Annotated in this window: 12 protein-coding genes and 1 pseudogene; 2 read left to right on the forward strand and 11 right to left on the reverse strand. The window is 34.8% G+C overall.

Going from position 1 to position 13384, the window contains the following annotated elements; all coding sequences use genetic code 11:
* The first annotated feature begins 240 nt into the window (after window positions 1-240).
* Window positions 241-477: a 50S ribosomal protein L28 gene (gene rpmB / locus ACGH47_RS10145; protein WP_220215954.1), complete on the forward strand. Its 237-nt coding sequence runs from the start codon at window positions 241-243 to the stop codon at window positions 475-477.
* Between the two features lie 15 nt (window positions 478-492).
* A complete protein-coding gene (gene rpmG / locus ACGH47_RS10150) occupies window positions 493-660 on the forward strand; it encodes a 50S ribosomal protein L33 (protein WP_025314526.1) in 168 nt (55 codons plus the stop codon).
* A gap of 260 nt (window positions 661-920) precedes the next feature.
* Here the strand turns inward: rpmG and gltP are convergent, their stop codons facing one another.
* The 11 genes and pseudogenes from gltP to ACGH47_RS10205 form a co-directional block, all read right to left on the reverse strand.
* A complete protein-coding gene (gene gltP, locus ACGH47_RS10155) occupies window positions 921-2231 on the reverse strand; it encodes a glutamate/aspartate:proton symporter GltP (RefSeq protein ID WP_267360946.1) in 1311 nt (436 codons plus the stop codon).
* Window positions 2232-2321: 90 nt separating this feature from the next.
* A complete protein-coding gene (gene gyrA / locus ACGH47_RS10160; protein WP_267360930.1) occupies window positions 2322-5018 on the reverse strand; it encodes a DNA topoisomerase (ATP-hydrolyzing) subunit A in 2697 nt (898 codons plus the stop codon).
* 100 nt (window positions 5019-5118) lie between these two features.
* Window positions 5119-5694 (reverse strand): SIS domain-containing protein, encoded by a 576-nt coding sequence (locus ACGH47_RS10165; RefSeq protein WP_220215956.1) that lies wholly within the window; start codon window positions 5692-5694, stop codon window positions 5119-5121.
* A gap of 15 nt (window positions 5695-5709) precedes the next feature.
* The gene (locus ACGH47_RS10170) at window positions 5710-6054 is read right to left on the reverse strand and encodes a YraN family protein (RefSeq protein WP_267360932.1); all 345 of its coding nucleotides are present in this window, start codon (window positions 6052-6054) and stop codon (window positions 5710-5712) included.
* A complete protein-coding gene (locus ACGH47_RS10175) occupies window positions 6047-7858 on the reverse strand; it encodes a penicillin-binding protein activator (RefSeq protein ID WP_411623353.1) in 1812 nt (603 codons plus the stop codon). The genes ACGH47_RS10170 and ACGH47_RS10175 overlap by 8 nt, the downstream gene beginning before the upstream one ends.
* Before the next feature lie 410 nt (window positions 7859-8268).
* A complete protein-coding gene (gene rlmM / locus ACGH47_RS10180) occupies window positions 8269-9351 on the reverse strand; it encodes a 23S rRNA (cytidine(2498)-2'-O)-methyltransferase RlmM (RefSeq protein ID WP_411590620.1) in 1083 nt (360 codons plus the stop codon).
* A 47-nt stretch (window positions 9352-9398) separates the two neighbouring features.
* Window positions 9399-10349, reverse strand: a complete 951-nt coding sequence (gene lpxL, locus ACGH47_RS10185) for an LpxL/LpxP family Kdo(2)-lipid IV(A) lauroyl/palmitoleoyl acyltransferase (protein WP_267350157.1) — start codon at window positions 10347-10349, stop codon at window positions 9399-9401.
* A gap of 226 nt (window positions 10350-10575) precedes the next feature.
* Window positions 10576-11370, reverse strand: a complete 795-nt coding sequence (gene thyA, locus ACGH47_RS10190) for a thymidylate synthase (RefSeq protein WP_267360940.1) — start codon at window positions 11368-11370, stop codon at window positions 10576-10578.
* Complete coding sequence (lgt, locus tag ACGH47_RS10195; RefSeq protein WP_411590618.1) at window positions 11367-12236, reverse strand: prolipoprotein diacylglyceryl transferase; 870 nt, start codon at window positions 12234-12236, stop codon at window positions 11367-11369. Before lgt ends, thyA begins: the two co-directional genes overlap by 4 nt.
* Window positions 12233-12805, reverse strand: coding sequence for an RNA pyrophosphohydrolase (rppH, locus tag ACGH47_RS10200; protein ID WP_065558435.1), 573 nt, complete (start codon window positions 12803-12805; stop codon window positions 12233-12235). The genes lgt and rppH overlap by 4 nt, the downstream gene beginning before the upstream one ends.
* A gap of 330 nt (window positions 12806-13135) precedes the next feature.
* Window positions 13136-13306, reverse strand: a pseudogene (locus ACGH47_RS10205) (pseudouridine synthase); the annotation flags it as partial.
* Between the last annotated feature and the right edge of the window lie 78 nt (window positions 13307-13384).

The raw sequence follows: 13384 nt of genomic DNA on the forward strand, positions 1-13384 counted from the left end.
ACAATATTTGTATTTTATTTAACTCAGTTAAATTTAAACTTATTTTTTTCTTAAACAAGATAATACTTGAGAATTTGCCGATAAAAGCGTATACTTCGCTACCTCATTATTGTGGGTGTAGTGTGAGAGGTGAAACTGCTTCTCAAATAGAGCTGCAGCAAACTAAAAGCCTGACGAGGTTAATTCCATTAACATATTACGCCCAAGGCTTAAGCATAGAAATTTTGGAGAATTATTGACATGTCACGAGTATGCCAAGTAACAGGAAAAAAACCTTTAGTAGGGAATAATCGTTCTCATGCGATGAATGCTACTAAACGTCGTTTTCTACCAAATCTTCAAACTCACCGTTTTTGGGTTGAGAGTGAAAAACGTTTTGTAAAATTACGTGTATCAGCTAAAGGTATGCGTACTATCGATAAAAAGGGTATTGATGCAGTTTTAGCTGAACTTCGTGCCCGTGGTGAAAAGTACTAATAAGGAAACCCTATCATGGCAAAAGGTGTACGCGAAAAAATTAGATTAGTTTCTTCTGCTGGTACAGGTCATTTTTATACCACTAGCAAAAACAAAAGAACCATGCCTGAAAAAATGGAGATCAAAAAATACGATCCTGTTGTTCGTCAGCATGTTATCTATAAAGAAGCTAAAATCAAATAGTTTTAGATAAATACCAAAAACCCAGCAAAAGCTGGGTTTTTTTATGTTTATCGATTACCTAGCATTATCAAATTAAACTTCTATTAATAGTCCATATGTATTCTTCTATTATCTACATGGATAATTAAAAAATATTGATTGTTACAAACTATCACATAAACAGAATATTAATGAAGATAAGCATTTACCACTTAAATTCAATTATAAAAAAAGCTCCAGTTTTTATCCTGAAGCTTTTTGGAAAGTTATAAAACTATTTTTTATTTTAAATATTGCTGTTCATATGCTTGGGCTTTTTTATCATCAAATACATGTTCCCAGCGAGCAATAACAATAGCCGCTAAGGCATTACCAACCACATTAACCACGGTGCGCCCCATATCTAATATACGCTCAACCCCCATAATATAACCAATGCCGTCAAGCGGTATTCCAACACTACCTAATGTCGCAGAAAGCACCAAAATTGAAGCTCCCGGTACACCAGCAATCCCTTTCGATGCAACCATTAGTGTAATAACAACAATAATTTGATCGAGAATCGACAATTCCATACCGAAAAGCTGAGCTAAAAAGATAACAGTGATACTTTGATATAATGTTGAACCATCAAGATTAAATGAATAACCTGTTGGAATAACAAAGCTGGTTATGGATTTTGGCGCACCATAGGCTTCCATCTTTTCAATAATTTTAGGTAATGCAGTCTCTGAACTCGCTGTTGAAAAGGCAATAACTAACTCTTCTTTTAATATTCGTAAAAGTTTAAAAATACTGAATCGGCACAATTTACAAACAAGTCCTAAAACGACAATTGTAAATATAATCATTGCCGAATAAACCGTAACAATAAGTTTGAATAATGGTAATAAAGATTCAAAACCATATTTTGCCACCGTGACAGTAATAAGTGCAAAGACACCTATCGGCGCATAACGCATAATCATATTGGTCACTTTGAACATGGTATCAGAAACAACTTTTAAGAAAAATACGAAAGGTTCTCGTTGCTTATCAGGTAAAGACATAAGTCCTAAACCAAAAAATACGCAGAAGAAGATCACAGGTAAAACAGCACCATCACTCATTGCTTTAAAGATATTAACAGGAATCATCTCTAAAATCATGACGATTAAGCCATGTGGTTTTTCGCTTTGTTCTTGAGCTGCTTTAGCAAAATTACTGACATCAGTAGTTGCTAAAGTTGAAGAATCAATACCAGCCCCAGGTGTAAATAGATTCCCCCAAAGAAGCCCCAACAAAATAGCAATAGTTGTGATAATTTCAAAATAGAGAATTGTTTTAAAGCCTAAAATACCTAATCGCTTTGAACCGCCAATGCCTGCAATACCTAAGGTTAATGTGCTTAGTATAATCGGCAATACGATCATTTTAATTAAGCGAATGAAAATTTCCCCAGCTGGTTGAAAGACATTAACGATTAAAAATTGGTAATCCGAATGCAAAGGATGGTTTGAATCAGAAAGTTCGAACAGATAAGCACCTACAGCCACGCCTAGAATTAATGCTATTAAGATTTGCCATGCAAGATTTGATAATATTTTTTTCATTAAAAATGACATCTAATACTATTCCTTTTTGAGGTTTTCTAAAATAAAAAAGGACTAGCTATATAACTAATCCTTCTTAATAATTAAAAATTATTCTTCGGACTCCTGAGCTGAATTATCCAGCTCGTCTCTCTGCTGCGATGATACTGATTCCACATCATCATCTTCGGTTTCAGCGATTCGTTGCAGACCCACAACTTTTTCGTTATCAGCTGTGCGAATCAATCTTACACCTTGTGTATTTCGACCGACAATACTTACTTCTGAAACGCGTGTGCGTACTAACGTTCCGGCATCAGTAATTAGCATGATTTGATCAGTTTCATCCACTTGTACAGCACCAACCACAGCGCCATTTCGTTCACTGACTTTAATCGAAATCACCCCTTTTGTTGCCCGAGATTTTGTTGGATAAAGCTCTTGTTGAGTACGCTTACCATAACCATTTTGCGTTGCGGTTAAAATCGCACCATTGCCTCGAGGGACGATAAGTGACACTACTTTATCATCACTTTCAAGTTTAATGCCACGCACACCTGCAGCGGTACGCCCCATTGCTCGAACTTTATTAGCAGGGAAGCGAACAACTTTACCATTAGCAGAGAACAGCATGATGTCTTCCGTATCTGAAACTTGAGTGATTTCGTCATCATCTGACTCAATGTCTTCATTCACTACATCATCATTCAGTTCTTCATCATCAATGGCTGATGATTCATTACTCGTTAAATCGACACCGATTAACTCATCATCATCACGTAAGTTGATTGCAATAATACCACCACTACGTGGGCGACTAAATTCAATAAGAGAAGTTTTCTTCACCGTTCCTTGAGCAGTCGCCATAAATACGCAATGTTCATCGTCAAATTCCCGAACAGGTAAAATTGCGGTGATACGTTCATTTTCTTCAAGTGGTAATAAATTAATAATTGGACGACCACGAGATCCTCGACTTGCCTCAGGTAATTGATAAACTTTCATCCAATATAAGCGACCACGGCTTGAGAAGCACAAAATAGTATCATGGGTATTAGCAACTAATAATTTTTCAACAAAATCTTCTTCTTTGATTTTGGTTGCAGATTTACCTTTACCACCACGACGTTGAGCTTCATAATCTGAAAGCGGTTGATATTTCACATACCCTTGATGAGAAAGGGTAACAACAACATCTTCTTGTGCAATCAGATCTTCAATATTGATATCTGCACTACTTGCCGTAATTTCCGTTCGTCTTGCATCTTGGAACTGATCGCGTATCGCTTCAAGCTCTTCACGTATCACCTCCATTAATCTTTCAGGACTTGCCAGAATATATAATAGTTCACCGATTTGAACTAATAACTCTTTATATTCATCAAGAATTTTTTCATGTTCAAGTCCGGTTAAACGATGCAAACGAAGATCTAAAATTGCTTGAGCTTGCGCCTCAGAAAGATAATAGTGACCATCACGGATACCGAATTCTGGAGCCAAATCTTCTGGACGAGCAGCATCATCGCCTGCTTTTTCAAGCATTGCCGCGACATTTCCAAGTTGCCAAGCTTGAGATAAAAGTTTACTTTTTGCTTCAGCTGGTGTTGCAGCTGCTCGAATTAACTCAATCACAGGGTCAATATTGGCAAGTGCAATCGCTAAACCTTCTAATACATGTGCACGTTCACGGGCTTTACGCAATTCGTAAATAGTACGGCGTGTTACAACCTCACGACGATGAAGCACAAAAGCTTCGATCATTTCACGTAAATTTAACAGTTTTGGTTGACCTTTATGTAAAGCCACCATATTGATACCAAACGAGACTTGTAATTGGGTCAATGAGAAAAGATTATTCAGTACAACTTCACCCACCGCATCTCGTTTAATTTCGATGACAATGCGCATGCCATCTTTATCCGATTCATCACGCAAAGCAGAAATGCCTTCAACTTTCTTATCTTTAACTAATTCAGCAATTTTTTCGATGAGTTTTTTCTTGTTAACTTGATAGGGTATTTCATTAACAATAATTGTTTCACGGCCACTGTGGTCATCAACTTCAATGGTTGCTTTAGAACGAATATAGATAATTCCACGACCAGTACGATAAGCATTTTCTATGCCTTTTCGACCGTTTATTAATGCTGCGGTTGGAAAATCAGGCCCCTGAATATGTTCCATTAACCCTTCAATGGAAATATTTTCATCTTCAATATAAGCAAGGCATCCATTAATAACTTCTGTAAGGTTATGCGGTGGGATATTGGTCGCCATACCTACTGCAATTCCTGATGATCCATTAATTAATAAGTTAGGAATACGTGTTGGTAACACATCAGGAATCATTTCTGATCCGTCATAGTTTGGTGAAAAATCGACGGTTTCTTTATCAAGATCTGTCAGTAATGCACCTGCAAACTTTTGCATACGAATTTCGGTATAACGCATTGCTGCTGCCGAATCACCATCAACCGATCCGAAGTTACCTTGACCATCAACCAGCATATAACGCAGTGAAAATGGCTGTGCCATACGTACAATTGTGTCATAAACAGCTGAGTCACCATGCGGATGGTATTTACCGATTACATCCCCAACTACACGAGCTGATTTTCGATAAGGTTTATTCCAATCATACCCCGCTTCATGCATGGCAAATAAAACACGTCGGTGAACAGGCTTTAAGCCGTCACGAACATCAGGCAGTGCACGTCCGACGATTACAGACATAGCATAATCAAGGTAAGAGGATTTTAGTTCATCTTCAATGTTAACGGGAGTTATTTCTTTGGCTAGTTCGGTCATAACACCAAGTTCTCTTATTAATATAAATCATTAAAACAGCTTATAATTATAGCATATTATTCGCTATTATTGCAGAACTAAACTGTTTTTATTTTCATTATTAAGTATGATTAAACAAAGTATTTTCAATTAATTGGCATAAACAGTTTAAAATCATAGCATGCATCTCATAAGCCATCACTTTTTTGTAGGTCGGAATTCTAATTTCAATATCATTTTGACCTAATAAACCTATTACCTCTCCACCATCAAAAGCCGTTAGAGCAACAATTTTCATATCTTTAATGACCGCTTCTTGTACAGCTCGGATAATTGCTTTACTGTTCCCTTGGCAAGTTGCCACGATTAATATATCACCTTGTTGCCCCAATGCTTGTATTTGACGTGCATAAATCTCTTCATGATTTTTAATCGCACTTAATAAAACATTATCAGACACTAAAGCGATAGCGGGGATACTAGGTCTTTCAATATCAATACTGGTAATTAATCGAGAAGTAAAACTTTGGACATTCGCAGCCGAAGAGCCATTACCACAACTCATAATTTTATTACCATTAAGTAATCCTTCAACGATGATGTTAGCGGCTTTTTCAATTGACGAACCTAAGGATTCAGCCATCACAATTTGTGTTTGGATACTTTCTGTAAAATAATTTTTGATTAAGTCTTGCACGTTTTCACCTAAATATTAAAACGCATTAATAATCCATTGTTGGCTTTTACCAGTAATAGCAAAAACATCAAATCGAAACTCAGTTTCTTCAATATTCAAATTTTGCGCAATCATCCAAAGTTGCGCTGCCTGTTTAATTTTATTTTGTTTATTAGGCGTTATTGTCATTTCTGCATGACCAAAATGGGCATTTTTTCGATAGCGCACTTCTATAAAAACAAGGCATTGTTTGTCACGCATAACCAAATCAAGTTCTCCAAAGCGAAATTGACTATTTTTAGCTATAAGCGTTAAACCTTGCCCAAGCAGATACTGGCAAGCAATATTTTCAAAATGCTCGCCAATTTTTTTTCTATTCACTAATCGGTTCTGATTTAGTTGAGCTATTAGAATATTGTTGCCATGATAATGCGCGCGTTATTTCGCATTGTTCTGACGTTGATAATTTACCTGTCATTCCATCTAAAAAATTAGTTTGATTTGAACTTAATTGATTAAAACGATTTGCTAAACGCCAAGCATCTATTCCCATTGCATAAACACGCATTAAGGAATAATCCTTCTTAATACTGTCCGGCAACTCGATCGAGGTATCAAGTTGATTAGAAATGAGCGGAATTTCAGCATATTGCGTTTGATTTAAATCATAGTAGAAGTCATTAGATGCATTTGCGACATGACTTTTAGAACTTGAATACAGCGCAACACTCGCAGATGACGAGTGACCAATCGGTTTATCAGCTCCCATATCCAACATCGGTTTGATCAACGTTAATTCTTCGTATGAGGAATAAATATAAATAGCATCAAAATCAGTAAAATTATCAACTAAACTCATTGATTCCGATGGCATATCATTAAGAACAATAGGCTCACCAACAAGTTCGATACCAACATTTTTATTCATACTATCACTTAATGTTTTAGCATTTCCAAAATACTGGACATAAGCTGGTGAACTGTTAACTGAAAGTTGAGACCACTGTTTTGCAAAATTTTGTGCTACGCGTTTACCAAGTTCATTTTGTGGGACTAATAACAATGGTTTTAGTTTATTTTGTGCAAATATATGATTAGCTGCATCTTTTGCTTCATCTTCAGGCGATAATGCAAAATAACACATCTTGTTGCGGGTATCTGATTTATTCTCAACTTTATTCAATGCTAATACAGGAATACCTGGCGCCAATTGCTTGATATAGTTAACATCACCTTTTAATAAAGGCCCTACAATTAATTCTACATCTTTATCTTTAGCTTGTTGAATTAATTTATCTAATGAGGCACTTGCTGTATCAAACGTCACAATATTTTGTTGTGGTTCTTGTGGATAAAACTTCATGGCATCAAAATAACCTTGACGAATTGTTTCACCAAAAATATGTGAAGTTCCACTTAACGGTAATAACAATGCCACTTTTTTGCCTTCATTATCAACACTAAGTGTTTGTTCTCCCGTTAACATTGAAATAACACCATTACCAGGATGGTTAGGATATCGTGTCGCCCAATCATGAAAAGCCTGTTTTAAATTTTCATTGTCAGAAGCACCAACTAGTGTAGTTGTTTGATAAGCGATACTTAATTCAATCCAACCTTGTAATGTGGTTTCATTAGTACCTACAGCAATTTTATCCATTTGATCGCTTCTTAACTTACTGAAAAAATTCCATGTACTACTTAATATTTGTTGACGCTGATCTTTCGATGACCATTTTTCTAATTCAATATAGTCATGTGCTTGAGCATTAATATTTTTTTTGTCTAAAGCTAATTTGATGGAGTAATATCGATATAACTGTGAATTATTAAGCTCGTTAATAGATAAGGTATCAAGCTTAAATCGTTTTCCTGTTCTAACTGCGATTTCACCTTGAGATAAAATTTTATCTATTTTTTGTTCCGGATTGAGATCTGTCGACAACTTAGAAAGTAGTGTGTTAGCTTGTGAAAGCTTGTTTTCTTTAATTAATGCCCGAATAGCTAACAATTGCCAATTTGTTTTAGCTTCTCCAGAACTTGCTTCGACTTGTGAAAGATAATAACTCGAATCTTTGCTTTCATCAAAGCCAGAACCGTTTTTTGAAAAGCTCCCTGAACATCCAACTAAAAATGCTAATAATACTGAAATTAACATTGTGTAAAATGAGCGTTTTATATTCATACCTATTCTCGTGTAATTTGTTGTCACTAAATTCGTTGTTAATTCATTGTTACTTAGTTTGGTTATGATAATGTGTTTAATTTAACTTCAAAAATAATCTATTTATTTTCAATTTATAATGACTTTTTAGTAAATTTGATCGTGCTAATTTATCGCATTTTTACTTGGGATATAGAAGAACACAACTATTTTCGCTTTATTATCTATTTACCGCGATTTGACCGCTAATTACATTACTCATTGATTTAAATCAGAACATATATCAATCAATATTAAGCTTTTTCGTTACATATATAAAGCTATAAAGACAACAATATATAAACTATTTTGATGACTAATAAAGTATATTCTTTTACCTAAAAAATTAGCTTAGTTTAACTAACTACAGTCAATTAAAGAATTAATTATTTTTATCCCCAAATTCGTTGTACATGAACGGTAATTTCTTCTCGATCATGATAAAGCTGTTTTGCTTGAATTTGAACATTAATTTGATTGTCATTTAATATGTTATTGAGCAATTGTAAATTTTGTTTTACTTCTTCATAACGCTTTTTCATGGGTAATTTCAGATTAAAAATTGTTTCTCGACACCAACCATTGATAAGCCATTTAGTTATTAATTCTGTCACCTTAGTCGGTTTCTCAACCATATCACAAACTAACCAATAAATATTATGCTTTTTAGGCATAAATTTAAAGCCATCTTCTCGAAAATGTTTAACTTGTCCTGTTTCCATTAATTTCGGATTCATTGGACCATTATCAACGGCATAAACCATCATACTTCGTTTGACAAGCTGGTATGTCCATCCTCCCGGACAAGCGCCTAAATCAACAGCATTTAATCCACCTTTTAGTCTTTCTTCCCATTCTTCATAGGGAATAAAGATATGAAACGCTTCTTCAAGTTTTAATGTGGAACGGCTTGGGGCATCAACTGGAAATTTTAACCGAGGTATCCCCATATAGAACGGTGAATTATTTTCACTTAGTGAATAACCAACATAACAACTATTATTATTTAGAAATAACACATGAATAACAGGGCGGGTTGGATTTTGGACTTTTAATAAAATCCGATGATTTCTTAACGCTTGCCGAAGCGGAACAGTAAATTTGCGACAAAACCCCGCCAACGCTTTTCCTTCATTAGTATCTGCCACTTCAACTCGCAAATCGCCGGCTTTATCAATACATCCCGTTAACGCTTCAACAATAGGCGTAATACGATCATCTGTTGGCAAATCAACTAATCGATCGCCTGTAACAAACATTTGGCGTGCAAATATAAGTGTTCTAAAAGGTAACGCTTGAATTAAGCGTTGAGCATCGCCATTTTGATAGCATTCAAAAACAACATAGCCACTATTATCGTTAACTTTAGCAAATCCAAAGATCTCTTTTTGAGCCGCTTTATCTGTGATTTCAGCGGCACACTCTTTTTCAAAACCAATACGGCAATAGAGAATAATCTTATTTAATTTTTGCATATTGTATCTTTAACTCTTTTTTCAAAAATCCCAAAAAAATAGCTGTATTAGTCGGATTGAACACTGTCTGTATATAATGGTGCTTCACCTTTTGGACGAGTTTTGAATCTTCGATGTAACCACATATATTGCTCTGGCGCTTTTAAAATTTCTTGCTCAATTGCTTTATTCATAAACGTTGCTGCTTGCACATCATCGTCCATCGGAAAATCAATAAGCTGGGATGTAACATAAACAGTATAATGCCCATTTTTTTCACGTTTGGGGGTAAAAGGGATAATTGCAGGTTGACCAAGTTTAACCAAAATACGCGTACCTATTGTAGTTGCTGCCTTTTCGACAGAAAAGAAAGGCGCAAACACGCTGTTTTTAGGCCCATAATCATGGTCTGGTGCATACCATAATAATTCACCATTTTTTAATGCACGAATCATTCCTTTGGTGTTATATCGTTCTAACATATATTTATTAGACTTTAACCTACCTTTTAACTGCACGTAATCCATAACAGGATTATCATTTGGGCGATACACACCAACTCCAGGATGATGCATACCTAAAATACGAGCACCTAATTCTAATGTGAGAAAATGAATACCGATTAGTAATACACCCTTTCCAGCCTGCTGTATTTGAGTAATATGCGAATCGCCAACAATAGAGGATTGTTTAGCTAATCGTTTATTTGACCAAAACCAAGCCATACCCGTTTCAAAAATCGCTAAACCGGTTGATATAAAATTTTCACGCAACATCTGATCACGTTCTTGCTGTGATTTTTCGGGGAAACAGAGCATTAGATTTTGTCTTGCTGTTTCTTTACGTTTGCCAATTATTTTCATTGATAGCAATCCTAACCCTTTACCTAATTGATAAATAATTGGATATGGCAATAACACGATAAGATATAAAAGACCAATCCCAAACCATGTTAACCAATAACGCGGGTGTAATAAACGTTTAGTAAAGATTGGGCGAATTTCCTGATTTTGAGTCATATAAAGATTAAGTTATTATCAATAACAAAGTGGACTATTATATACTATATCTTGGTTTTGGTGGCAGAAAAATCAAATTACTAACTTAACAATGACATTCATTTCTCATAATGCTAATTGTTAACATGAGGATTAAAAATTAAAATTAGGGATTAATCAGATTAATCCCAATATATTAGACAACTTAATTTGTAAAATAAAAATCAGTTGAAGTAATTTATTCCGATTAAACAGCCACAGGTGCTTTAATAGCGGGATAAGGGTCATAATCAACAATTTCAAAATCTTCAAATTCGTAATCAAAAATTGTGGGTGGCTTACGTCTAATTTTAAGCTTTGGTAAAGCTCGAGGTTCCCGGCTTAGCTGTAAATGCGTTTGTTCCATATGATTTGAATATAAATGGGTATCGCCACCCGTCCAAACAAAATCACCCACTTCTAGATCACATTGTTGAGCAATCATATGCACTAATAATGAATAGCTTGCTATATTAAACGGTAAGCCTAAAAATACATCACATGAACGCTGATAAAGTTGGCATGATAGTTTTCCATTGGCAACATAAAATTGGAAAAAAGCATGACATGGTGCTAATGCCATTTGATCTAACTCTCCAACGTTCCATGCAGAAACAATCATACGTCTTGAATCGGGATCTGTTTTGATTTGTTGAATTAATTGCGATATTTGATCAACTTGCCTACCGTCAGCTGTTCCCCATGCTCGCCACTGTTTTCCATAAACAGGGCCTAAATTGCCATTCTTATCCGCCCATTCATCCCAAATAGTCACTTTATTATCTTGTAAATACTTGATATTAGTATCACCCTTTAAAAACCAAAGTAATTCATGAATAATTGAACGTAAATGGCATTTTTTTGTAGTTACCAGTGGAAACCCTTTTTGCAAATCAAACCTCATTTGATAACCAAAAATTGATAACGTACCCGTTCCTGTGCGATCTGATTTAGGCGTACCCTCATTTAAGATTGTTTTCATCAGGTCTAAATATTGTTTCATGAATTTCTCGCTTTTTGATTAAATCGATATGCATATAACATAATTAAAGCACCACCTAGTATCATAGGTAGACATAAAATTTGCCCCATACTAATGATGTTGAAAAATAAGCCTAATTGTTCATCAGGTTGTCGATAAAATTCAATAACAAACCTAAATAAACCGTAGCATAGTAAAAATAATCCAGATACAGATCCTGTTGGCCTTGGCTTTCTAATAAACAGATTTAAAATAATAAATAAGACAATACCTTCAAAAGCCATTTCATATAATTGGGAAGGATGTCTTGGAAGTATGCCATGCAATTGAGTATACAGTTCTTTCCATTCAGGATGTGATTGAACAAACATGAAATCTGCATGTGATGATGTAGGGAACAGCATCCCAACTGAAGAATGAGTCACACGCCCCCATAGTTCGCCATTGATAAAATTACCAAATCGCCCAAACATTAAACCTATTGGCACTAAAGGTGCGACGAAATCGGCAACTTGCATAAATGTTTTGTGGTTTATTTTAGCAAAAATTGCAATAACACAAATAGCCCCAATCAATCCGCCATGAAAAGACATCCCGCCTTCCCAAACTTTAAATAATGATATGGGATCGTTTATAAAAACATTAAAATTATAAAAGAGTACATAACCTAATCGCCCACCCACGAAAAGACCTAAAAATCCCCAAAACAGTAAATTTTCAACTTGTGGAACAGTCCATTGGCTATTTGTTTTTTTTGCTCGCCTCTTGGCTAAAAAAAGGGCACCTAATACCCCAAAAAGGTACATTGCTCCATACCAGTGTAAAGAAATAGGTCCAATTGAGAAGGCAATTGGATTGAAATTTGGAAACTGTAAATATTGATTCATCTTTTAGTTCGCTGTTTATTTTTACGTTTATGAACAAAATAATTGGATTTTTTTTTGTTTGAACTGTTTGTTGCTTGTACATCCACTTCAGTTTGTATGGCAAATACGGGTAATGAAAATTCTTTCATGGCTCTGCGATATACATCACGTTTAAAAGAAATCACTTGTCGAATTGGATACCAATAATTGACCCATTTCCAATCATCAAATTCAGGTGTAGAAGAAACATTGAGATTAATCACTGAATTATCAGAAATTAACTCTAATAAAAACCATTTTTGTTTTTGACCGATACAAACAGGTTGATTTTCCCAACGAATCATACGTTTAGGTAATTTATATCTGAGCCAACCATTGGTAACAGATAAAATTTTTACATCTTTAGGTAATAATCCGACTTCTTCATTCAATTCTCGAAACATTGCCTGTTCAGGCGTTTCGTTTTGTTTTATTCCGCCCTGAGGAAATTGCCAAGAATTTTGCCCATAACGACGAGCCCAAAGTACTTGGCCATAACGGTTACAAATAACTATTCCTACATTTGGACGGTAGCCATCATTATCAATCACTGACTACCTCAAAAAAATCTATTTCATATGGCTAAATTGTTTCATACATACAGCAATAAATAAATAGAAAAATGCTATTAATCGAGAAATATGTTATTAAACAGATTAGTTTTAACCATTTTCAGTAGTGCTATTGTTTCTATAAAAACTGTTTTTTGAATGACTAAAATTATAAGATAAATTAGAATATTAATGAGTTAAATGATTGTTAAATTATATTAAAACAATAAGTTGAATTTAGATAGATGATAAAGAAAGGTAACATCAATAGTGTTTGGTTGAAAAATAGGGATAACTTACACCTTTCAAAATATGCCTACTTTAATCAAGTACATTACCATCGTTAGTTAATAAAAGTAATCTTTCACTGTCAGTATCTAATCGTCCAGCAGGATAAAATTTGGGTAATGAGATAAAATCTTTCAATGTTGGATATTTTTCATGTGCTGAAAATTGAGACACCACATTAAATGGTTTATTAAAAGCGATTAATGAGCTCATCTCCAGACTATATCCCTCTCTGCTCTTCTATTACGTTGATTTTAATTTCTTATATCATAGATAGCAAAAAAGCCCAGC

The organism is Gilliamella sp. CG16 (assembly GCF_046635785.1).
GTDB lineage: Bacteria > Pseudomonadota > Gammaproteobacteria > Enterobacterales > Orbaceae > Gilliamella > Gilliamella apicola_I.